Origin of the sequence: Pedobacter sp. ISL-64 (genome assembly GCF_018613605.1) — a bacterium.
Taxonomy (GTDB): domain Bacteria; phylum Bacteroidota; class Bacteroidia; order Sphingobacteriales; family Sphingobacteriaceae; genus Pedobacter.
Map to the genome: position 1 here is coordinate 433,189 of NZ_JAGGPU010000002.1, position 21,271 is coordinate 454,459.

The window sequence follows — 21,271 nt, forward strand, 5'->3', positions numbered from 1 at the left end:
ATGGCGAGCTTTATTATTTTAATGGGCGTTTCGGGAAGTGGTAAAACAGTAGTTGGTAAAGCTTTGGCCCCGAGAATAAATGCTGAATTTATAGATGGCGATAACCTGCATTCGCAACGTAATGTAGATAAAATGGCTGCAGGAATTCCTTTAACGGATGCAGATCGTTTAGATTGGCTACAATTGATTGCGAAAGTTGGCCGCGAACATGTTGCTGATGGTACAACATGCATTATTGCCTGTTCTGCATTGAAAAAATCTTACCGCGATTTGCTGAGAACAGATAATACATCAATCCGCTTTGTTTATTTAAAAGGAAATTTCGATTTAATTCACGATCGGATTGCTAAACGATCTCATCAGTACATGCCTTCTAGTTTATTAAAAAGCCAGTTCGAAACATTGGAAGCGCCTCAGGCTGATGAACAAGATGTGATAACGGTTTCAATTGATCAGGGTATTCCCCAGATTGTGGAAGAAATTGCTAAGGCTGATCTGATTTCGTAATCATCGAAATAATCTGATCAGTTGCCCCTTTTTTATCTGTAACATATCTTTTGGCCTGCGCTGCAGCACCTTCATTTTCGGTAAAACCCTCAAAAGCACCGATTAATTCCTCAACAGTAGAAATGCTTTTGGCTACACCAATAGCAATTAGATCTTTGGCTTCCTGAAATTTATCATATTTCGGTCCGAAAATTACAGGCAAACCAAATGCTGCAGCTTCTAAAGTGTTGTGTATTCCTGTTCCAAAGCCGCCACCAATATAGGCTACATTTCCGTATTGATAGAGAGAAGAAAGCATGCCGATGTTGTCTATAATGAGCGTTTGATGTTCGGCATTTGGTGTTTGATTAGACGAATTGAAAATTGAAAACCGCGCACTGCCAGCTGAAAACTGTTTCTCGATACTTTCGATATGGCTTTCGTGGATCTCGTGTGGCGCGATAATAAACTTCCAGTTGGGATATTTTTCAGGTAAAGCAGATAATATTTTTTCATCTTCAGGCCAGGTACTTCCACAAACTAATGTTGGGGAGTTGCCGATAAAACTTTCTATTAGGCTAAGCTGTTTAGGCGATTGCGCATTTTCGTAAACACGGTCGAAACGAGTATCGCCATTTATCGTGACATTATTTAATCCGATCGATTTTAAAAGATTTTTACTTTCTTCATTTTGCACAAAAAAGTAAGTAACAGATTTTAAAATATTGCGGTAAAAGCCACCGTACCATTTAAAAAAGGCCTGACTTTCTCTAAAAATACCAGAAATCACATATAAAGGAATTTCGCGGTCTTTTAATTCTTTAAAATAAAAATGCCAAAATTCGTATTTGGTAAAAATGGCCATTTCGGGATTAATGCTTGCTATAAAACGTTTGGCATTGGCTGCGGTATCAATGGGGAGATAAAATACATCTGCCAGGGCATAATTTTTCCGGATTTCGTATCCCGAAGGGGAGAAAAAAGTAACCACGATTTTTTTAGCTGGATGAAGTGATTTTAGCTTTTCTAAAACCGGTCGGCCTTGTTCAAATTCTCCCAAAGAAGCAAAATGAAACCATATGTGTTTTTCGCTCGGATTAATTTTCTGAGCAATTTGTGTATAGCTATTTTTACGGCCATTTATAAACAGTTTAGCCTTAGGGTCGAATAATGAAAATATCCTGATAAGCAAAGTGTAAAGCCGAATTCCGATTATGTAAAGCAAAAGCATTAGTGTAATTTCATATCTTCGTGCCAAGATAAAACGAATATATTTAAAAAGCTTAAAAATATATGGAGTCGTCGCAATTTGGCCTATCATTCAATACTATAAATAGACAGGTCGTGATTGCTCCCAAGCAGCTAAAAGTAACCGAGCTTACGAGCTCATTAAAACCGATAAAAAACAATTTAATATTGTTTAATAAATTATAACAGATGAAGATAGCCGTTATTGGTACCGGATACGTAGGTTTAGTTACCGGAACCTGTTTAGCAGAAACAGGAAATGATGTAATATGTGTTGACATTAATGAAGCGAAAGTAAAGCAGATGCAGGCTGGTGAAGTACCGATTTACGAGCCTGGTTTAGATCTTTTGTTCCATAGAAATATAGAACAGGAAAGGTTGACTTTTACAACAAATCTTGCAGATGCTGTAAAAGATGCGCAGATTATTTTTATGGCTTTGCCAACGCCTCCAGGTGGAGATGGTGCTGCCGATCTTTCTTATATTTTAGGCGCTGCAAAGGATATTTCAAAACTGATTACCGAGTATAAGGTCATCGTAAATAAATCAACTGTTCCGGTTGGAACGGCCGATAAGGTAAAGGCTGTTTTTGCCGAAAATACTTCGATTGAAGTAGATGTGGTATCCAATCCCGAGTTTTTAAGAGAGGGTGTAGCAGTTGATGATTTTATGAAACCTGACCGCGTGGTTTTAGGAACTAAAAGCGAAAGAGCGAAAAAGCTGATGGCTGAATTATACGGTCCTTATGTACGTCAGGGGAATCCAATTCTTTTTATGGATGAGCGTTCTTCTGAATTGACTAAATATGCGGCAAACTCTTTCCTCGCCACCAAAATTACCTTCATGAACGAGGTTGCCAACCTTTGTGAACTCGTGGGTGCTGATGTTGATTCGGTAAGAAGGGGCATTGGTTCTGATGATCGTATCGGTAAACGTTTTCTTTTTCCAGGGGTAGGTTACGGCGGTTCATGTTTCCCTAAAGATGTTCAGGCACTGGTAAAATCATCTGATGATTATGCCTACGATTTTCAGATCCTGAAATCGGTAATGGAGGTTAATGAAAGACAAAAAACAATCCTGGTTGACAAAGTGCTTAAATATTATAAAGGTGATATCAAGGGCAAACATTTTGCACTTTGGGGACTTGCTTTTAAACCAGAAACCGACGATATCCGTGAGGCACCGGCCTTATATATTATCGATGCGCTGGTAAAGAACGGCGCAACCGTTACCGTGTTCGATCCAGAGGCGATGACAAATGTTAAAAATGTTATCGGCGATCAGGTAAATTATGCCAAAAACCAATACGAAGCTTTAGAAGGTGCTGACGCCCTGTTGATTGCAACAGAATGGTCAGTTTTCCGTAACCCTGATTTTGAGAAAATCGACAACATCTTAAAAAATAAAGTGGTTTTCGACGGTCGAAATTTGTACGATTTGCAAAAAATGATCGATCTTGGCTATTATTATAACAGCATAGGTAGAAAACTAATAGATTAAAATGGGTCAGAAGAGAATATTGATTACAGGTGCAGCCGGATTTTTAGGTTCGCATCTTTGTGATCGTTTTGTGAAAGAGGGTTATCACGTTATCGGAATGGATAACCTGATTACAGGCGATATGGCAAATATCGAACACCTGTTCAAGCTGGAGAATTTCGAGTTTTATAACCACGATGTTTCCAAATTTGTACATATTCCAGGTAAACTTCACTACATTTTACACTTTGCTTCACCTGCAAGTCCGATCGATTATCTTAAAATCCCGATCCAGACACTTAAAGTAGGTTCGTTGGGTACCCATAATCTTTTAGGCCTTGCCAGAAATAAAAATGCAAGGATGCTGATTGCTTCAACTTCAGAAGTATATGGCGATCCAAATGTGAATCCTCAGCCAGAGGAATATTGGGGTAACGTAAATCCGGTTGGTCCACGTGGCGTTTACGATGAAGCCAAACGTTTTCAGGAAGCCATAACCATGGCCTACCATACTTTTCATGGTGTAGAAACCAGAATTGTAAGGATCTTTAACACTTATGGCCCTAGAATGCGCCTGAATGATGGCCGTGTTTTACCTGCTTTTATCGGACAGGCTTTAAGAGGTGAAGATTTAACTATCTTTGGCGACGGAAGTCAGACACGTTCTTTCTGTTATGTTGATGACTTGATCGAAGGAATTTATCGTTTATTGATGAGTGATTATGCGCAGCCGGTAAACATTGGTAATCCGGATGAAATCACCATCAAGCAGTTCTGTGAAGAAATTATAAAACTTACCGGCACCACGCAGAAAATTGTTTATAAAGAACTTCCTCAGGATGATCCTAAACAGCGCAGGCCAGATATTACCAAAGCGAGAGAGATATTGGGATGGGAGCCAAAAGTAGGCCGTGCTGAAGGATTGAAGATTACATACGAATATTTTAAATCATTGCCTGCAGAGGCTTTGGAGAAGATAGACCATAAAGATTTTACAACATTTAACCGTTAAAATGGCAAAAATATTAGTTACTGGTGGAACAGGATACATAGGTTCGCACACAGCAGTAGAGTTACACAACGCAGGATACGAAGTCGTAATTGTAGATAACCTTTCTAACTCGAACATCAAAATTTTAACCCAGCTTCATGCCATCACTGGCAAATGGTTCGATTTTCATGAAATCGATCTACAGGATGATAGAGCAGTTCAGGAATTTGCAGAAAACCATACTGATATTGATGGAATTATCCATTTTGCAGCATCAAAAGCTGTTGGCGAATCGGTAGAACAACCCTTAAAATATTATAAAAACAATTTTTATGGTTTAATTAACCTATTAACTTCGTTTAACAGGAAGATAAATTTTGTGTTTTCTTCATCTTGTACCGTTTATGGTCAGCCAGAAACTTTACCAGTAACCGAAACTGCACCAGTACAGAAAGCCGAATCTCCTTACGGAAATACCAAACAGATTGCCGAGGAAATATTAGCAGAAACAGCTGCAGTAACACCTGATTTAAATGTAATCGCTTTGCGTTATTTTAACCCGGTTGGTGCACACGAAACCGCTTTAATTGGCGAATTGCCTAATGGTGTTCCTGCCAATCTTGTCCCTTTCATTACCCAATCGGCTATTGGCAAACGTGGTCCGATTACGGTTTATGGCGACGATTACAATACTCCTGATGGTTCTGCCATCCGCGATTATATCCATGTGGTTGATTTGGCAAAGGCACATGTTGCGGCGATTAAGAAACTGGAAGAAGGAAATCCTAACGGTAATTACGATGTTTTCAATATCGGTACCGGTAAAGGCTCTTCAGTTTTAGAAATTATAGCAGCTTTCGAAAAAGTGAACGGAGAGAAACTTGAGTATAAAATCGGTCCAAGAAGGGCAGGTGATATTGTTCAGATTTATGGCGACGTTCAAAAATCGAATAAAGAACTGGGCTGGAAAGCCAATCTTGATATCAATGAGATGATGCGCTCTGCATGGGAGTGGGAAAAATACATCAAGGCTAACCCTTTTTAAATGAAGTTATCGGAGCACAAGGATCTAAAAACTGCTATAACAGAATTGCCTGTCAAAGAAAAAGACAAGCTATTGCTGCGTTTGGTGGCCAAAGATAAAGTGCTTACAGAGCATCTTCATTACAAATTATTAGAAGATGAAACCGATTTGGAAGATCGGAAGGAGAGGATTAAAGCCGATGTGGAAGAACAGATTCTGGAACTGAAAAAACTAAATGCCAAAGAGGCATTGGTAAAGGTTAGGAAGATGATCACCTCGGTTAATCATTTTTATAAAGTGACTAAAGATCCGGTTGGTGAGGTAGAATTGAAACTGTTTATCCTCAATGCCATCCCTTTTGATTATAAGAAATCAATTTTTGGTTATCGCGATTTTATGATGCTTTTCAGTATATTTTACTTAAAAACTGTCGCGGTAACCATAAATAAATTCAAAAAACTGCACGAAGACCTGCAGTTTGATTTAAGTGAAGACTTAAATAATTTGCTCGATAAAATCTATTCCTCTAAATTAGCTGGTGCAGCAGAGGCAAGCAATTTGCCAAAAGAGATAAGTTAAAGCTATGATCTATCATTATGTTCGGATTATTTAAAAAGAAAAAAATAGCACCCGAATTTAATTTCTCTGGTATCGGCACAGATATGCACTCGCACATTATTCCGGGGATTGATGATGGCGCACAAGCGCTTAAAGATTCTTTCCTTTTGGCCAAAAGATTTAAAGATCTGGGCTATAAGAAGCTAATCGCCACTCCGCACATCATGGCCGATTATTTTCGCAATACGCCCGATACCATTAACCGTGGCTTGGATACATTGAGAAAAGGCCTGCAGGAAATCGAACTCGATCTGGAGGTTGATGCCGCTGCCGAATATTATCTGGATGAAACTCTTGAAAAAAAGATCAAACAAAAAGAGGTGTTGACTTTTGGGAATAATTATCTTTTGTTTGAATTATCTTATATAAATGCCCCTCAGAACCTGATCGATTTTATAAAGATGATGCAAGATGCCGGATACAAACCGGTGCTGGCTCATCCTGAGCGTTATCCTTACTACTACAATTCTTTCGAAAGCTATCATCAGATCAGAGAAACCGGCTGCCTGTTACAAATGAACGGCATTGCTTTAACAGGTTACTATGGCGCTGGTGCAAAAAAAGTAGCAGGAGAAATGGTCGAAAACCACATGGTCGATTTCGTAGGCAGCGATATGCATCACTTAAAACATGCTGCGGCGCTCGAAGATAGTCTTAGTACGCCTTTAATGCAACAGCTGCTTACCCAGTCTCAATTGAATAACGCATTGCTTTAAAGTTCATTAGCTCATTTGTCATTCGTTCATTGGTTTGCAAGCAGCCAATTGTAAGTCTCGTCATCCTGAACTTGTTTCAGGATCTATAGCGGAGTAAATCCAGTATAGACTAACCGCTAACTTTTTTAGTTAACCGATTCAAACAATTATCAATTAAGCCCTTAGAGCATCCATCATGAACTAATAAACCATTGATCAATGAACTAATGACCAGTGAACCAACTCTATTCGTACCTCAAGGCCTCTACAGGATCTAGTTTTGATGCCTTTTTAGCAGGATAATATCCAGATAGGATTCCTACAAATACACATAATACAAAACCACCAATAATAAACAGCCAAGGGATTAAGAATGCGCCGCCCATGGCCAGGGAGATCAGGTTCCCTAAAACTATTCCCAGGAAAATACCTAAAGCACCACCCATTAAACAGATTACTACGGCCTCGATCAAGAACTGGCGGCGAATTACCTTCGGGTTTGCGCCGATGGCTTTACGGATACCAATTTCGCGTGTACGTTCAGTAACCGAAACGAGCATGATGTTCATTAAGCCGATTGAAGCTCCAATTAGGGTAATAACTCCGATGGCAACACCACCAATAGCCACAAAAGCCAGATTTTCGAATAAAGTTTGAGCAATGGCATCACTCTTGGTAATCTCGAAATTATTGGTTTCGTTCACCTTTACCTTGCGGATATTTCTGAATAGTGCAGTAGATTCACCAATAATGTTTTCCTGCATCTCATTACTGGGTACCATTACTGTTATGGTGTAAGATGGATTGGCATTGGCGTTAATCTGTTTGGCTTTTAGCAAAGGCACATAAACAGCCCTATCGCCGCTAAAGCCCATACTCGATCCTTTTTTCTCCAATATGCCAACAATTTTAAAACGGTTATTACCTACATTGATGAGTTTGTCTAAAGGATCGGCATCTTTGAACAATTTTTCCACCACTTCGCCACCAACAATACAAACATTGCTTCCGAGCTGTATTTCAGAAACACTAAAATTTCTTCCTTGTGATAAATTTAGACCTTGAGAGGCTAAGCCATTTTCGTCTATACCCTGAACATTAATATTTGGATTGGTTTTTAAACTGCCGTATTTTATGGTAGAACCACCACTGGCAAAAACACTTACAGCAACAGTTGCAGGGGTATTCAGGCTATCTTTAAATTTAACGGCATCTTCGTAGCGGATGGCCTTAAAAGGTTTTGGCCGTTTACCATTTCCTATCCTGATTCCCGTACCACGGTTTCTGATGGTAAACGAGTTGGCGCCCATGCTACTAAAAGCATCGGTCATACTTTTCTTTACAGCATCAAGAGTGGTTAAAATCCCAACCAAAGCCATTAAACCAATGGCAATAATTAAGGCGGTAAGCATAGTGCGCAAGCGGTTACCTTTAATAGATTCTAATGCCAGTCTGATGTTTTCTCTGTAATTCATGTAGTGTAAGTATCAAGTATCGGGAATTAAGTAGCAAGATAGGCTTTCGCCTTAAACCCTATACCCTTTGCCTTAAACCTTTATTTGTAAAAATAAAAAAAGTCCCGATGTTTAGACAAGGGGACCGCACTATATGTTACAATAATATTTTATTTATGCCGAGAAACTCGTACCACAGCCGCAAGTGCTGGTTGCATTTGGGTTAACAAAGGTAAAACCACGCGAGTTTAATCCATCTTGCCAATCGATCATCATGCCCATTAAGTACATTTGGTGCGCTTTGTTCATAAAAACCTTAATGCCATCAATGAAATATTCCTGATCGCCTTCTTTTCTCTGATCGAAACCTAAAATGTAATTCATGCCAGCGCAACCGCCACCTTCTACGCCAACGCGTAATCCGTAATCTTCGCTAATCTCCTGCTGATCCTTTAATTTATATAACTCTTTAGCTGCTCCTTCAGAAAAAGTAACGGGTGCAAATGCTGTATCAACTGTTGTGCTCATGTTATTTAAATTTTATCTGTTACAAATATAAATAATAATGCACATTTTTGCTTTTAACGGTCCGTTAATATTACCGTATTTAAACAATACTTATGAATACCCAACAGATTTTAATTGATGTAGTGATCTTATTTGCCGGCATTTTCGTTGCACTAATGGCTGTTTATTATATTTTAAAGAGCGATATTCAGCGTTTCTTTAACCTAAAAACCATTGAGCTGAACAAAGAAAGCAGGGCACATCTTTTACCGTTAAGATTACAGGCTCACGAACGTTTAATCATTTTTATCGACCGGATTAACCCTGCAAATTTGCTTGTCCGCCTGCATCAGCAAGGAATTGCCATTGCTACGCTGCAAGCAGGTATTTTAAATGAAATCCGTTCGGAGTACCAACATAATATTACCCAGCAGTTGTATGTAGATAGTGTAACCTGGGGTGTGGTGCGTAAATTAAAAGACGATACCATTGCCATGATTAACAATGCAGTACAAGGTTTACCTGCTGATGCAAATGGAATTGAGTTGAGTAAAGCAATTTTACAGCACATGGTCAGTATTGATGAAAATCCTTATGATTTAACCATTGAACTGATCAAAAAGGATATTCACCAACTTTTTTGATGAGGTTAATTGGTTAATCGTTTAAATTGGTTAACTGAAATATGCACAGTTAACCAATTAACCAGTTTCAACAGTTAAGCAACTTTGCTGCACTAATGAACCAATGACCATTGACCTAATAAACTAACCGATTATGAGCGAAAAAAAGTACACCACCACTTCAGGTATTGAAATAAAAGCGCTGTATACCGAAGCAAAGCCAATGGAAGAACTGCCTGGAGAATTTCCTTTTACCAGGGGAATCCAGAAGGATATGTACCGCGGTCGCTTGTGGACGATGAGGCAGTATGCCGGTTTTTCAACTGCTGAAGAATCAAACAAACGTTATCATTATTTATTGGCTCAGGGAACAACGGGCTTATCTGTTGCTTTTGATCTTCCAACACAAATCGGTTACGACTCTGATCATGAAATGGCTGATGGAGAGGTTGGTAAAGTGGGTGTGGCTATCGATTCGTTAAAGGATATTGAAATTTTATTTGATGGCATCGAACTGAAAAACATCACGACTTCGATGACGATCAATGCAACGGCTTCAATTTTACTGGCCATGTATATTGCGCTGGCTAAAAAACAGGGTGCAGATTTAAAACAGATTTCGGGGACGATACAGAACGATATTTTAAAAGAATATGCTGCAAGAGGCACATATATCTATCCGCCAAAGCAATCCATGCGTTTAATTACCGATATTTTTGAGTTCTGTAGCAAAGAAGTGCCAAAGTGGAATACCATTTCTATATCTGGCTACCACATTCGTGAAGCTGGATCAACCGCTGTACAAGAACTTGCTTTTACATTGGCTAATGGCAAAACCTACCTAAAAGCCGCTATAGATAAAGGTTTAGACATTAATGTATTTGCGAAGCGGTTATCGTTCTTCTTCAATTGCCATAATAATTTCTTTGAAGAAATAGCGAAATTTAGGGCCGCAAGGCGGATGTGGGCGAAAATTACCAAAGATTTGGGTGCTGCAGACGAAAAAGCACAGATGTTAAGATTTCATACCCAAACCGGAGGCTCAACCTTAACGGCGCAACAACCTCTAAACAATGTAATCAGGGTAAGCAATCAGGCTATGGCTGCCATTCTTGGCGGAACTCAATCCTTACATACCAATGGTTATGATGAGGCACTTTCGCTTCCAACTGAATCGGCTGCAAAAATTGCTTTGCGTACCCAACAGATTATTGCCTTCGAGAGTGGTGTTACCGATACCGTAGATCCATTGGCTGGATCGTTCTTTGTAGAAAGCTTAACTGATGAAGTTGAGGCTGCTGCCTGGGCTTATGTCGATCGGATAGATGCAATGGGAGGTTCGGTTAATGCCATTGAAAGCAACTATATGCAAAATGAAATTGCTGATGCATCTTATCAGTATCAAAAAGAAATCGAAAATGGCCAAAGAATCTCCGTAGGTGTAAATAAATTTACCCAGGAAGAAGAAGGCCTGACAGAGGTTTTTAATATTGATGATTCAATCCGCAAACTGCAATCTGAAAAATTAGAGTATTTAAAAGCAACCCGCGATGGAGATGCTGTAGAAAAAGCATTGCAAAAGCTGGAAGAAGCTGCTAAAGGCGAGAAAAATTTGATGCCGTTGATTATAGATGCCGTTGAAAAATATGCTACACTCGGCGAAATTGCAGATGTGTTTAGACGGACTTTTGGCGTTTATTAATTAACTTAACCTTCGTGGTTTTTGCGCTTTATTTCAGGATAAAATTAAAGGGACTTTGCTTTTAATTATGTCTTGATAAAATGAACGAATATTTTGTTCATTGATCCTAAAATAATGAGTTAAGCTGTCGTAAAATTCATACAACAATAAGGCGAAATGAAATAATCTAATATTAATTTAAACGATCTGCTTAAATTAATATTAATTTATTTATCTTATGGCTTTGATTCTCAGTTTATTCGAGATTAAAAAAGACTAAAACGCTTAACTAGTGCCTAAAATGGCTTAGATTTTGCTTTTTCAACAGCTATTCGAAGTGATGGGGATGTATTGATGTTAAATTATGGTTAATGTGGATAACCAGTGTTAATAAATAGTTATCAACATAAAAAATTGAGGTTAAGCGGGCTACTATATTCCTTATCAGTACGTTACGATTTATTTGAAATTTTTGTTTAAAATGTTGATAATTTTCTCAATATTCGTAGTCCCTAAACGGACCATCCCTTTAATTCGAATAGGCACTGTAAACCAATAAATTATAGAAATCGCAATGGAAAAAACTTGTACAGAAGTATGGAAGAACTGTCTTCAAATTATTAAGGATAACATTCCGAGCCAAAGTTTCAAAACTTGGTTCGAGCCAATAACAGCCCTTAAATTGGAAGGTAAGGTTTTAACTATACAGGTGCCAAGTTTGTTCTTTTACGAATGGCTTGAAGAACATTATGTAGGCTTGCTTCGCAAGACTGTAAAAAAACAACTTGGAGAGGATGGCAGGTTGGAATATAACATCGTTGTAGATAAATCATCAAACAGCGGTAATCCTTATACTACCAATATGCCCTCAAATGGAAATGGAGCGGAGGCAAAGGTACAATCGATGCCGATTCCGGTTTCCATTAATAAGGATATTAAAAACCCATTTATTATCCCTGGATTAAAAAAATTAAATGTTGATCCACAATTAAACTCTAACTATACTTTCGAAAATTATATTGAGGGAGATTGCAACCGCTTGGCGCGTTCTGCAGGTTACGCTGTAGCTGCTAAACCAGGAGGTACATCTTTTAACCCGCTAATGATTTACGGAGGAGTAGGTTTGGGTAAAACACACCTGGCGCAGGCAATCGGTAACGAGATTAAACGCAGCATGCCAGATAAATTGGTGATTTATGTAAGCTGTGAGAAATTCTGTCAGCAGTTTGTAGATTCATTAAAAAACAACACCATTAACGATTTCGTTAACTTTTATCAGGCAATGGATGTGATCATTATGGATGATGTACACAACTTTGCTGGTAAAGAAAAAACACAGGATATTTTCTTCCATATTTTCAATCACCTTCACCAATCGGGCAAACAGGTAATCTTAACATCTGATAAAGCACCGAAAGATTTAGCTGGTTTGGAAGAGCGTTTGTTAAGCCGTTTTAAATGGGGTTTATCTGCAGATTTACAGATTCCTGATCTGGAAACACGTATTGCCATTTTAAGAAAGAAAATGTATGCTGATGGTATTGAGTTACCAGGCGAGGTGGTAGAATATGTTGCACACAACATTGATAACAATGTGCGTGAGTTAGAGGGGGCTATGGTATCTCTTTTGGCACAGGCTACATTGAATAAAAAAGAAATCGATTTAGCCCTTGCTAAGCAAATGCTGAAGAACTTCATTAAAAATACTTCTAAAGAAATTTCAATGGAGTACATCCAGAAATTGGTTTGCGAGTATTTCGAGGTTCCTGTTGATATGGTTAAATCGCAAACACGTAAACGAGAAATTGTTCAGGCACGTCAGATTTCGATGTACCTTTCTAAAAGTCATACTAAATCATCGTTGAAAACAATTGGTGCTTTCTTCGGTGGCCGCGATCACAGTACCGTAATTTATGCTTGCCAAACAGTAGAAGATTTAATTGATACTGATAAAAAGTTTAAAGCTTACGTACACGATATCCAAAAGAAATTAAAAATGAGCTAAACTAAGTTCAGAACTGAAAGGTAGAAGGGTTTAAATAAAATCTTTCGTTCATGTTCAAAAGTTTATGCAAAAAAACAAAGGCCCGATATTTTATCGGGCCTTTGTTTTGATGTGTTTTTTAAGAAAAAAATTAAAGTTTTTCCACTTCAGCTAAGCCATATAATAAGGCCGCAACATGTAATGCCTGGGCTATTTTGTTGTCTTTTATCAGTTGCTTTACTTCCTCAACAGTATATTCTTCAACATTTAATATTTCATGTTCATCTAAATGCTGTTCATGTGTTTTAATACCACCTGTTAAGAAGTAGGTAAAGGTTCTATTATTTGACGTTGCCGGATTAGGATAAAGCTCGGCAATAAGTTTGCAGGTTTTAAAACTGTAACCTGTTTCTTCTAAAAGTTCACGTTTAACTGCAAACTCAGGTGCTTCATCGCCATCAATTACACCGCCGGGAACTTCAAGCGAAATAATATCAGCCGCATGACGGTACTGGCGCACCATGATTATTTTTCCTGCTTCTGTTAATGCAATTGCATTTGCCCAGTTTGGATACTCTAAAACATAGTAGTCGTCTTTTATAATACCATCAGGAAGTTTAACCTCGTCTACCCTTAAGGTAGCCCACTTTTCTCTTACTAAATATTTAGAGGCAATTTTTTGCCACTTTTCTATAATCATCTATTTACATTGTTTTGTTTAGTGCCATGCGCGTGGCGTTTAGCGCAAATACTGTTGTATCGTTTTCTGACGGTGCAAGTTTACCAAATGTACGATCTTGTGCCGATCTGACAGGTATTGATAGACTAAATTCAGCTTTGGCGCAATCATTTGGTTTCTATCAAGACTTGTACCTAATTCGTAATATAAGAATTCGCTCAGTGAGTCGAGTTTTTCGGGAGGGAGGTCGCCTTCGGCTAACCAATTTTCAAAAACCGAAAGATCTTCATTTTCAAGAATTTCTTTTGGCAATTGGAAGCTGCCTTCCATGGTTTCGTCAAAAAGCTGATTGGCTTCAGCCAACTTGCCTTCTAACTTTAAGCCCATAATACGGGCCAAAACCTGTGCAAGTTTCTGTATTTCTGCTGTGATTAAATCTCTTCTGTACATTATTGTTGTAATGTTTTAATCTGTTGGAAAGTTGTAACGTTCAAAAAGGAACAGATTCTAACTTATGGACTATGGACTATGGACTATGGACTATGGACTATGGACTATGGACTACCAGCTTCCGCTGCTTCCACCACCGCCAAAACTTCCTCCGCCAAAACCACCGAATCCACCGCCGCCTCCACCAGAAGAACCGCCTCCCCAGCCACCGCTGCTTCGGCCGCCACCACCACCGCTTCCAAAAAGCATTGCCCAGAACAAAGCGTTAGATGCACCCCGGCCGCCAATTACTTCGCTACCGCCACCGCCACCTTTTCTCATGATGATGATGATGACGATTACAATAATGATAATAATTACAATACTGCCACCTCCGCCACCTTTCTTTGAAGAAGTTTTAGGACTATCATTTTTATATTCGCCTTTGGTATATTTTATAATCGAAGTAGTACCTTCATCTAAGCCGGCATAATAATTTCCGGCTCTAAAATTGGGTTTAATATCGTTATCAATAATACGCTTGGCATAAATATCGGGCAATGCGCCTTCCAGGCCATAACCTGTTTGGATAGAAATTTTTCGATCGCCAACGGCCACAACGATCATAATACCGTTGTTTTTGCCACTTTGGCCAACTCCCCATTTTCGGCCCAGCTCAACGGCGTATTCGTTAATATCATAATCGCCTACAGATTTTAATATTGCTATGGCAATCTGTGTTGATGATGAATCATTAAAAGCTACTAATTTAGTTTCCAGTTGCTGCTTTTGATCGGCTGATAACACATTAGCGTAATCATTAACCAAAGTATTGGGTTTCTCTGGAAAATCCTGTGCAAAGGCGAAAGTGAATAATAAACTCAGTAACGAGAAAAGGAATATTTTCTTCATCGCTTATTTCTGCTCTAGATTGTCCATAAAAATGATATCATTTGGTAATTCATTAATGTCGCCTTTTTGAGGAGGGAAGAACAAGCCTAGTTTTTCTCCAGCTAATGCTACGCCCGCAATAATGCCATCAGCTAAATTGCCTTTTGCAAAGTGTGCAGTCATCGCTATTTTGGCTGTTTCCCAAAAATTTTCTGGTACTACCTGGTTAATACCTACATCGCCAATAATGGCAAATTTATGATCGGCATGCGCAAGGTAAATCAGTACCCCATTTCTTTTAGCTGTTTTGTCCATATCCAGCTTGGTAAAATACTCGATAGCTTTTTCGTATGGATCGCCTGCGCAATGTTTGTCAATAGCAATCCTAATTTCTCCAGAAGTTGCTCTTTCGGCATCGGAGATCGCGTTTGCTATTTTTTCTTGTTCAATATCTGAAAATAACGACATGTGCTTATTTTGTATGAAGTAAAAAGGGTAATAAATGTTTAGTTAATAAACATTCACTACCCTTATATATTGTGTTGAGAATATTAAAATTCTACTTTAGGTGCATCTTTTGCGGTAGCATCGGCCTCGAAATACCCTTTAGGTTTAAAGCCGAACATGCCAGCTGTTAAATTGGTTGGGAACGATCTGATTTTGCCATTATACTCTTGCACAGCATCGTTAAAATCTTTACGGGCAACGGTAATCCTATTTTCGGTGCTTTCTAACTGCGCCGATAAATCACTGAATTGCTGTGTAGCCCTTAGTTCAGGGTAATTTTCGGTAATCGATAATAATTTACCCAAAGCCTGGCTCAATTGCCCTTGAGCAGCCTGGTATTTTTGGATGTTTTCTGGTGTCAGTTCATCAGCTTTAACCGTCATCTGTGTTGCTTTTGCACGTGCTTCTATTACAGCAGTTAAAGTACCCTGTTCAAATTTAGCCGCTCCTTTTACAGTGGCTACCAGGTTCGGAATTAAATCTGCTCTTCTTTGATATTGGGTTTGCACAGTTCCCCATTTCGATTTAACGTTCTCATCAAGTTTAACCATGCTGTTGTATCCGCATGAACTTAAAGTGCTCACTGCAATAACTGCAGCTAAAATTCCAAATATTAATCTTTTCATTTTTATGGTTTTTGTCTTTTTAATAGAATTGATTTATGGTCAATTTACGAATTAGATATCAAATTGCATGCCTTTGTTACAGTTTCGGTATTTACCTGACAGGTTGACAAGCTTCATTGCCGTTTTAATTGAACAGAGTTGAGTGAAAAACACAAGATTTTTTGTTGAAGCGCAGGTTTTTTTGCCTTTTTTTAACGTTTGTTCCCGCTCTCACTCTACTTCGTGCCCGCTCCGATCGGGGCTAAAAACTTTGGGCTGTGGCACAGAAAACCGGAATAGTAGCAGAAAAATAACCTAATTAAACCCGATCGAACGTATGCCCCCAATTTTTTATTGGGGCAGAAGGGAGAGCGGGACTGTAGTTTCCAATGAAATACTGCAATTGCTTTCCAAAAAACATAAAAATATTACTTTAGTCTGCTAATAGTTTTTATTCATATGCTGAAATCATCAAATATGCGATCAGATATTTATCTTTGTAGCGTTCGGGATAAAAACCTGACATGATATGCAAAAAGACATCGAAATTACACTGCACCCGCATGAGGTAGCGCAAACAGAAGTGATTAACCAGAAACTGGCTGAAGCGCTAAAATTACCTGGATCAAGAATTAAAGGCTATGAAATCCTGAAAAGATCGATAGATGCACGCTCGAGAAAAGTGATATTCAGACTTCAGGTAAAAGTTTTTGTCGATGAGGAAGCCGCTCCCGAAGTATACACCATTAATTATAAAAACGTAAGCGACGCGAAGCCTGTGATTATTATCGGGGCTGGCCCGGCTGGGTTATTTGCAGCTTTGCAGTGTATCGAGAATGGATTAAAACCCATTATTATCGAACGTGGTAAAGATGTAAAACAGCGCCGGAGAGATTTAGCTGCCATAAACAAGCAGGGTTTGGTGAATACCGAATCTAATTATTGTTATGGTGAAGGTGGAGCCGGAACCTATTCGGATGGTAAACTGTATACCCGTTCCAATAAACGGGGCGATATTAATAAAGTGCTCCAGGTTTTTGTAAACCATGGGGCAGAAGCTGATATTGCTATCGATGCCCGTCCACATATAGGTACCAACAAACTTCCGCATATTATTACTTCCATAAAAGATACGATCCTGAATGCTGGGGGCGAGGTGATGTTCGATAGCCGTATGACTGATATTTTGATCGAATTCGGAAAAGTAAAAGGAATTGAGATCAATTTTGAAGAAAAGTTGTTCGCTGATGATATTATCCTGGCAACAGGTCATTCTGCAAGAGATGTGTACGAATTGTTGAACAGTAAAAATATCCTGATTGAGGCAAAACCATTTGCTTTAGGTGTACGGATTGAACATCCTCAGGAAATTATTGATTCAGCCCAATACCATTGCGATATTAGATCGGAGTTTTTACCTCCAGCGTACTACAGTTTGGTGGAGCAGGTTGGTGCCCGTGGGGTATTTTCTTTTTGCATGTGCCCTGGAGGCATTATTGCGCCTTGTTCTACAGGCGAAAATGAGATCGTGGTAAATGGCTGGTCGCCATCTAAACGGAATAACCCTTATGCCAATTCAGGAACGGTGGTACAGGTTACCTTAAACGATGTTCAGGGTTACGATCCGCTTAGAATGTTGCACTTCCAATCGGAGATTGAGAAAATGGCTTTTGAGGCCGGTGGTGGAAACCTGGTTGCTCCGGCCCAGCGCATGGTTGATTTTGTGAACAATAAATTATCGATCGATCTACCAAAGAACTCCTATCTTCCTGGTACCAAAAGTTCTATGCTCGACAATATTTTACCCGATTTCGTATCAGATAGTTTACGTGTAGCATTACCCTTGTTTGGGAAAAAGATTAAGGGATATTATACAAATGAAGCTATTTTGGTAGGGGTAGAGAGCAGAACATCATCACCGGTTAGAATTCCGAGAGATAAAGAGACTTACCAGCACCCTCAGGTAAAAGGTTTATATCCTTGCGCAGAAGGCGCAGGTTATGCCGGTGGAATTGTATCTGCAGCAATAGATGGTATTAACTGTGCAAATGCAATATTAAAAGCATCTTAACAAACTTTATATTGCCCCAATTGTTGTTTAGGTATGTTTAATATCACGAACGAAATTAAAAAGGCATTTAATGGCGATGCCTGGCATGGTAACCATGTAATGCAAACCTTAAATAACGTTAATCCTGAAAGTGCATTTAGCCATTTTGTGCCGGGGGCGCATTCTATTGCCGAAATCGCCCTGCATTTAACTGCTTGGACAGAAGAAGTTACCTCAAGATTGAGTGGGAAACCTGCTGCAGAACCCGCAATGGGTGATTGGCCAGTGCCCGAAAGTAGAACGCCTAAAGCCTGGGAGCGCATTATCTTTAATTTTAAAATTGCTAATGAAGAACTCATCCGCTTGTGCGAAAGCATAAAAAATAACCAATGGAATGATGAAGTGCAGCGTGAGCGGAACCCGGCGTTGGGAACAGGCGTAACCAATGCAGAGCTTTTAAGTGGTTTAGCACAGCACCATGCCTACCATTCTGGTCAGATCGCTTTGCTTTCTAAATTTTAATAGCTTAATTAACCTGTAATCAATAAATCTTTGGAATCACCTTTATGAAGAAGACACTTATTATCGGCGCGTCGCCAAACCCATCCAGATACGCTTATAAAGCAGCCAATATGCTCAAGCGCTTCAATCACGAAATTGTTAACGTGGGCATAAAGAAAGGAGAGGTTGCAGGCGTAGAAATTGAAAAACCGGATCAGATCCACACCGATATAGATACCATAACTTTATATATTGGCCCACCGCTACAGGCGCAATATCACGATTACATTCTGGCAACCAAGCCCAAGCGGGTAATTTTCAATCCAGGAACTGAAAATTATGAACTGGAAAAATTATTGAATCAGCACAATATCGAACCAGTTGAAGCCTGTACTTTGGTATTGCTAAGCACAGGGCAGTATTAAAATCTATATACCACTCCCCAGTTTACGTAATCAGCCTGTGCAAAGTGCATATAGGTTTTGGCCTGTAAGCCAATGTGCGGCGTAATATTAAAAGTAGGTCCGAAGGTCCAATACCAGGTCGCTTTATCCATCAATCTATTGTAGTGGATGTATTTTCCAATCTGTGCCGCAACGGTTATGCGCCATAAGTTGATGTCAGCACCAACACTAATCCCAGTACGCCATTTATCATACGAAGTGCCATAGTTCTGAAAGGTTGCTCCATAATTATCCGGGTCAAACACGGTATAATAATAAACGGCATCCGCACCGGCCTTAAGCGACATCACATCATTCAGGTAAAAATTGTAACCTGCATATAACCCGCTTTTGTATAAACTTTTTGTTCTATCGCCAAATACCCCCCTTGCGCCTAAACCCGCACTAAGCTCAATTGAATTACGCTGTAAAGTGGTGTAGGTACTTTTTCGTTCAGCAGTTAATGTTTTCGGATTGTTTAATTTAAGTCCGATGTAAACATTTCCGGTGTTCAAACCCCCATTGGGTACAGTAGCTCCACCATTCGATACGTGTAAAAAACCGAAACCTACTAAGAGATCCGCATATTTACTCATTGGCAGCTCCATTCCTAAATCTGCTTTAATGGTTTCATTAATCGGGCTTCCCAAAAAACGGTTTTTGGTATTGTTAAAGTAATACTTGTTTGTATAACCCAAGCCAACGCCTGGCGTAAAATTAAATTTAGCTTTTCCGACTTTGAATAACTGAAAATCCATTTGTGCCACTAAGCCATATACCTGCCCAAAAGCATTGGCCGAAGTATCTTTTGTGCCTTTCAGCTTGCTCAGATCTCTAAAAACAAATCCGATCCCGTAAGATTGCGCGCCACCAAATCCAATCCATTTATCGCTGTTCTGACTGATGTCTTTAAAATATGCAGCGTCAAATCCCGTAATCTGATCCTGAAACAGATGCGCCTGATCATTATTTATATGTGTACCGAATATGGGCTTAATAATAATCGAATGATTTTCAGGAGCAATTTGAGCCTTAGCAAATGCGCTGCCTGTAATAACGAGAATAAAAGAGAGTAGTTGTTTTTTCATTAGCTTTTACTAAAACGGTAAGCAAGACTATAAAAGGCATAACGGTAGCCAGTGGCACTATTTTTAACTTCGTTCGAAGTAAAAGTAGCAGTATAATTGGCTGTCCAGCGTGCAATGGCGAAGGTTAAGCCTACCTGTGTGGTAAAAACAACAGGTTTGGGTTTAAAGGTGATCGGCCCTTTATCATTCAAAAATAATCCGCCCTGCAAACTCGAATCGAAAGCAATGGCATGTAACTGAGGACTAACAGAAAGGAAAAGTTCGTACTTGCGTTGCGCTTTGTTCGGATGGTTATTGCTTACCAAGCTGTTAAAAGCCGATGAACCATCCATATCGTTAAATCTGCCCAGGCGTAACATTGCGCCGAGATTGGCTTTTGTAATCACATTACCAACTGCTGCCGAAGTTGTTCCTGTAATATCGAATATTTTATTGTTTGTGCTCATTAAAAGCTCGTTGTATTCTACACCTAGGTTTAATGTTGGTTCGCTATTTAAACCGTATTCCCATCCTTCAATCTGATTTTGACCAACCAGCTTATGAAATGCTTTTTGAAACTCTTCACCCAAAGCATCTTTTCCCGTAAGTCCAATCTGCGCAGAAACCTTAAGCATCTGTTTATTTACGTAAAACCGACTATAATTTGCTTCGCCATAAAGGTATGCCGTAAAAGGGCGGTCGTGTAGGGCGGGGTTTGGTACAAAGCTGTAATACGGATTGTATATTTTTTGGCCAAATTCAAAACCGATAATTTCTTTACTTCTTCCTGCTTTTAAGTTCTCCCCGTTCAGGGCATGCCTATATTTAATAAAAGCGCCGTTTGTATAATAACGGTCGCTGGTAATGTCAATGTAAGCATCGTTCTCAGATATAACAACAAGCTCATTTTTATAATTTTGCGCATAACCGATTTCTGCTATGCAGATAAATAGCAGAGAAAAGTATAGTTTGAGCATCAACTTCATTTATTGGATGGTTTAATAAAGCCATAAAAGTATTAATTATTGTTTAAAAATTCGATACGATGCCTGCCAATTGCACACGAGTCTTCTGAAGTTTCAATAGGCATAGGCGTTGGAAAACGTCGGAAGTCTATTCAGGCCACGCAGGTTATGCTATACTATATAAGATTGCTTTTGTTTTTAGGAAAGGCAGGTTCTTGCTACTATGTAGGTTTGTTCCCGCTATCCGCTTTATCCCGATGAAAAATCGGGATGCCCGCTGCTATCGGGTTTATTTCGCAGGGTCATCCGAAGTTTTAAACGGCTGGGGGGGCAGGAAAACCCGA

22 protein-coding genes are annotated in these 21,271 nt (G+C 39.2%); 12 read left to right on the forward strand and 10 right to left on the reverse strand.

Annotated features, from left to right (window positions below; all coding sequences use genetic code 11):
- Window positions 1–507 (forward strand): gluconokinase, encoded by a 507-nt coding sequence (locus J7E57_RS04475; RefSeq protein ID WP_215125388.1) that lies wholly within the window; start codon window positions 1–3, stop codon window positions 505–507.
- Here J7E57_RS04475 and J7E57_RS04480 read toward each other — a convergent pair.
- The gene (locus J7E57_RS04480; RefSeq protein ID WP_317196515.1) at window positions 485–1,744 is read right to left on the reverse strand and encodes a 3-deoxy-D-manno-octulosonic acid transferase; all 1,260 of its coding nucleotides are present in this window, start codon (window positions 1,742–1,744) and stop codon (window positions 485–487) included. The genes J7E57_RS04475 and J7E57_RS04480 overlap by 23 nt on opposite strands.
- A gap of 179 nt (window positions 1,745–1,923) precedes the next feature.
- On the opposite strand from J7E57_RS04480, the gene J7E57_RS04485 reads away from it, so the two are divergent.
- The 5 genes from J7E57_RS04485 to J7E57_RS04505 are packed head-to-tail and all read left to right on the forward strand — an operon-like array spanning window position 1,924 to window position 6,562.
- On the forward strand, window positions 1,924–3,234 hold the full coding sequence (locus J7E57_RS04485) for a UDP-glucose dehydrogenase family protein (RefSeq protein ID WP_215125389.1): 1,311 nt from the start codon (window positions 1,924–1,926) through the stop codon (window positions 3,232–3,234).
- 1 nt (window position 3,235) lies between these two features.
- A complete protein-coding gene (locus tag J7E57_RS04490; RefSeq protein ID WP_108197729.1) occupies window positions 3,236–4,225 on the forward strand; it encodes a UDP-glucuronic acid decarboxylase family protein in 990 nt (329 codons plus the stop codon).
- Between the two features lies 1 nt (window position 4,226).
- Window positions 4,227–5,249, forward strand: a complete 1,023-nt coding sequence (gene galE, locus J7E57_RS04495) for a UDP-glucose 4-epimerase GalE (RefSeq protein ID WP_215125390.1) — start codon at window positions 4,227–4,229, stop codon at window positions 5,247–5,249.
- Window positions 5,250–5,807, forward strand: a complete 558-nt coding sequence (locus tag J7E57_RS04500; RefSeq protein WP_131032079.1) for a hypothetical protein — start codon at window positions 5,250–5,252, stop codon at window positions 5,805–5,807.
- A 17-nt stretch (window positions 5,808–5,824) separates the two neighbouring features.
- A complete protein-coding gene (locus J7E57_RS04505; RefSeq protein WP_215125391.1) occupies window positions 5,825–6,562 on the forward strand; it encodes a tyrosine-protein phosphatase in 738 nt (245 codons plus the stop codon).
- A gap of 224 nt (window positions 6,563–6,786) precedes the next feature.
- On the opposite strand, the gene J7E57_RS04510 is transcribed toward J7E57_RS04505, so the two are convergent.
- Complete coding sequence (locus tag J7E57_RS04510) at window positions 6,787–8,016, reverse strand: ABC transporter permease (protein ID WP_215125393.1); 1,230 nt, start codon at window positions 8,014–8,016, stop codon at window positions 6,787–6,789.
- Window positions 8,017–8,169: 153 nt separating this feature from the next.
- The gene (locus J7E57_RS04515; protein WP_116252749.1) at window positions 8,170–8,523 is read right to left on the reverse strand and encodes a HesB/IscA family protein; all 354 of its coding nucleotides are present in this window, start codon (window positions 8,521–8,523) and stop codon (window positions 8,170–8,172) included.
- Window positions 8,524–8,615: 92 nt separating this feature from the next.
- Between J7E57_RS04515 and J7E57_RS04520 the strand changes: the two genes are divergently transcribed.
- The 3 genes from J7E57_RS04520 (at window position 8,616) to dnaA (ending at window position 12,811) form a co-directional block, all read left to right on the forward strand.
- The gene (locus tag J7E57_RS04520; protein WP_215125395.1) at window positions 8,616–9,146 is read left to right on the forward strand and encodes a hypothetical protein; all 531 of its coding nucleotides are present in this window, start codon (window positions 8,616–8,618) and stop codon (window positions 9,144–9,146) included.
- Between the two features lie 133 nt (window positions 9,147–9,279).
- Entirely contained in the window at window positions 9,280–10,827 is a 1,548-nt protein-coding gene (locus tag J7E57_RS04525; RefSeq protein WP_215125397.1) for a methylmalonyl-CoA mutase, read from the forward strand.
- A 553-nt stretch (window positions 10,828–11,380) separates the two neighbouring features.
- Window positions 11,381–12,811 (forward strand): chromosomal replication initiator protein DnaA, encoded by a 1,431-nt coding sequence (gene dnaA / locus J7E57_RS04530; RefSeq protein ID WP_029275646.1) that lies wholly within the window; start codon window positions 11,381–11,383, stop codon window positions 12,809–12,811.
- Between the two features lie 130 nt (window positions 12,812–12,941).
- Here the strand turns inward: dnaA and J7E57_RS04535 are convergent, their stop codons facing one another.
- The 5 genes from J7E57_RS04535 to J7E57_RS04555 all read right to left on the reverse strand — a co-directional run bounded on the left by J7E57_RS04535 (window position 12,942) and on the right by J7E57_RS04555 (window position 15,922).
- Window positions 12,942–13,490: an NUDIX hydrolase gene (locus J7E57_RS04535; protein ID WP_215125398.1), complete on the reverse strand. Its 549-nt coding sequence runs from the start codon at window positions 13,488–13,490 to the stop codon at window positions 12,942–12,944.
- Between the two features lie 39 nt (window positions 13,491–13,529).
- Window positions 13,530–13,919, reverse strand: coding sequence for a hypothetical protein (locus J7E57_RS04540; protein ID WP_215125399.1), 390 nt, complete (start codon window positions 13,917–13,919; stop codon window positions 13,530–13,532).
- Between the two features lie 111 nt (window positions 13,920–14,030).
- The gene (locus tag J7E57_RS04545) at window positions 14,031–14,810 is read right to left on the reverse strand and encodes a TPM domain-containing protein (RefSeq protein WP_215125400.1); all 780 of its coding nucleotides are present in this window, start codon (window positions 14,808–14,810) and stop codon (window positions 14,031–14,033) included.
- A gap of 3 nt (window positions 14,811–14,813) precedes the next feature.
- A complete protein-coding gene (locus J7E57_RS04550; RefSeq protein ID WP_215125401.1) occupies window positions 14,814–15,257 on the reverse strand; it encodes a TPM domain-containing protein in 444 nt (147 codons plus the stop codon).
- A gap of 83 nt (window positions 15,258–15,340) precedes the next feature.
- Complete coding sequence (locus J7E57_RS04555; RefSeq protein WP_215125402.1) at window positions 15,341–15,922, reverse strand: LemA family protein; 582 nt, start codon at window positions 15,920–15,922, stop codon at window positions 15,341–15,343.
- A gap of 508 nt (window positions 15,923–16,430) precedes the next feature.
- Between J7E57_RS04555 and J7E57_RS04560 the strand changes: the two genes are divergently transcribed.
- The 3 genes from J7E57_RS04560 to J7E57_RS04570 are packed head-to-tail and all read left to right on the forward strand — an operon-like array spanning window position 16,431 to window position 18,877.
- Entirely contained in the window at window positions 16,431–17,972 is a 1,542-nt protein-coding gene (locus J7E57_RS04560) for an NAD(P)/FAD-dependent oxidoreductase (protein WP_215125403.1), read from the forward strand.
- 33 nt (window positions 17,973–18,005) lie between these two features.
- Window positions 18,006–18,473 carry a DinB family protein gene (locus J7E57_RS04565; protein WP_215125404.1) on the forward strand — a complete coding sequence of 156 codons (468 nt, stop codon included), beginning with the start codon at window positions 18,006–18,008 and terminating at the stop codon, window positions 18,471–18,473.
- 44 nt (window positions 18,474–18,517) lie between these two features.
- Window positions 18,518–18,877 carry a CoA-binding protein gene (locus J7E57_RS04570; protein ID WP_215125405.1) on the forward strand — a complete coding sequence of 120 codons (360 nt, stop codon included), beginning with the start codon at window positions 18,518–18,520 and terminating at the stop codon, window positions 18,875–18,877.
- Here J7E57_RS04570 and J7E57_RS04575 read toward each other — a convergent pair.
- Together J7E57_RS04575 and J7E57_RS04580 are read right to left on the reverse strand one after the other, a co-directional pair.
- A complete protein-coding gene (locus J7E57_RS04575) occupies window positions 18,874–19,983 on the reverse strand; it encodes an acyloxyacyl hydrolase (RefSeq protein WP_215125406.1) in 1,110 nt (369 codons plus the stop codon). The two genes, J7E57_RS04570 and J7E57_RS04575, sit on opposite strands and share 4 nt — an antisense overlap.
- A complete protein-coding gene (locus J7E57_RS04580) occupies window positions 19,983–20,939 on the reverse strand; it encodes a lipid A deacylase LpxR family protein (protein ID WP_215125407.1) in 957 nt (318 codons plus the stop codon). Before J7E57_RS04580 ends, J7E57_RS04575 begins: the two co-directional genes overlap by 1 nt.
- Window positions 20,940–21,271 lie beyond the last annotated feature (332 nt).

Excerpts from the sequence above, each read along its gene's own strand:
- J7E57_RS04570 (WP_215125405.1), top strand. The coding sequence starts at position 18,518 with ATGAAGAAGACACTTATTATCGGCGCGTCGCCAAACCCATCCAGATAC.
- J7E57_RS04490 (WP_108197729.1), top strand. The coding sequence starts at position 3,236 with ATGGGTCAGAAGAGAATATTGATTACAGGTGCAGCCGGATTTTTAGGT.
- J7E57_RS04515 (WP_116252749.1), bottom strand. The coding sequence starts at position 8,523 with ATGAGCACAACAGTTGATACAGCATTTGCACCCGTTACTTTTTCTGAA.
- galE (WP_215125390.1), top strand. The coding sequence starts at position 4,227 with ATGGCAAAAATATTAGTTACTGGTGGAACAGGATACATAGGTTCGCAC.
- J7E57_RS04550 (WP_215125401.1), bottom strand. The coding sequence starts at position 15,257 with ATGTCGTTATTTTCAGATATTGAACAAGAAAAAATAGCAAACGCGATC.
- J7E57_RS04485 (WP_215125389.1), top strand. The coding sequence starts at position 1,924 with ATGAAGATAGCCGTTATTGGTACCGGATACGTAGGTTTAGTTACCGGA.
- J7E57_RS04535 (WP_215125398.1), bottom strand. The coding sequence starts at position 13,490 with ATGATTATAGAAAAGTGGCAAAAAATTGCCTCTAAATATTTAGTAAGA.
- J7E57_RS04505 (WP_215125391.1), top strand. The coding sequence starts at position 5,825 with ATGTTCGGATTATTTAAAAAGAAAAAAATAGCACCCGAATTTAATTTC.
- J7E57_RS04580 (WP_215125407.1), bottom strand. The coding sequence starts at position 20,939 with ATGCTCAAACTATACTTTTCTCTGCTATTTATCTGCATAGCAGAAATC.
- J7E57_RS04555 (WP_215125402.1), bottom strand. The coding sequence starts at position 15,922 with ATGAAAAGATTAATATTTGGAATTTTAGCTGCAGTTATTGCAGTGAGC.
- J7E57_RS04560 (WP_215125403.1), top strand. The coding sequence starts at position 16,431 with ATGCAAAAAGACATCGAAATTACACTGCACCCGCATGAGGTAGCGCAA.
- J7E57_RS04500 (WP_131032079.1), top strand. The coding sequence starts at position 5,250 with ATGAAGTTATCGGAGCACAAGGATCTAAAAACTGCTATAACAGAATTG.
- dnaA (WP_029275646.1), top strand. The coding sequence starts at position 11,381 with ATGGAAAAAACTTGTACAGAAGTATGGAAGAACTGTCTTCAAATTATT.
- J7E57_RS04565 (WP_215125404.1), top strand. The coding sequence starts at position 18,006 with ATGTTTAATATCACGAACGAAATTAAAAAGGCATTTAATGGCGATGCC.
- J7E57_RS04520 (WP_215125395.1), top strand. The coding sequence starts at position 8,616 with ATGAATACCCAACAGATTTTAATTGATGTAGTGATCTTATTTGCCGGC.
- J7E57_RS04540 (WP_215125399.1), bottom strand. The coding sequence starts at position 13,919 with ATGTACAGAAGAGATTTAATCACAGCAGAAATACAGAAACTTGCACAG.
- J7E57_RS04510 (WP_215125393.1), bottom strand. The coding sequence starts at position 8,016 with ATGAATTACAGAGAAAACATCAGACTGGCATTAGAATCTATTAAAGGT.
- J7E57_RS04525 (WP_215125397.1), top strand. The coding sequence starts at position 9,280 with ATGAGCGAAAAAAAGTACACCACCACTTCAGGTATTGAAATAAAAGCG.
- J7E57_RS04575 (WP_215125406.1), bottom strand. The coding sequence starts at position 19,983 with ATGAAAAAACAACTACTCTCTTTTATTCTCGTTATTACAGGCAGCGCA.
- J7E57_RS04545 (WP_215125400.1), bottom strand. The coding sequence starts at position 14,810 with ATGAAGAAAATATTCCTTTTCTCGTTACTGAGTTTATTATTCACTTTC.
- J7E57_RS04475 (WP_215125388.1), top strand. The coding sequence starts at position 1 with ATGGCGAGCTTTATTATTTTAATGGGCGTTTCGGGAAGTGGTAAAACA.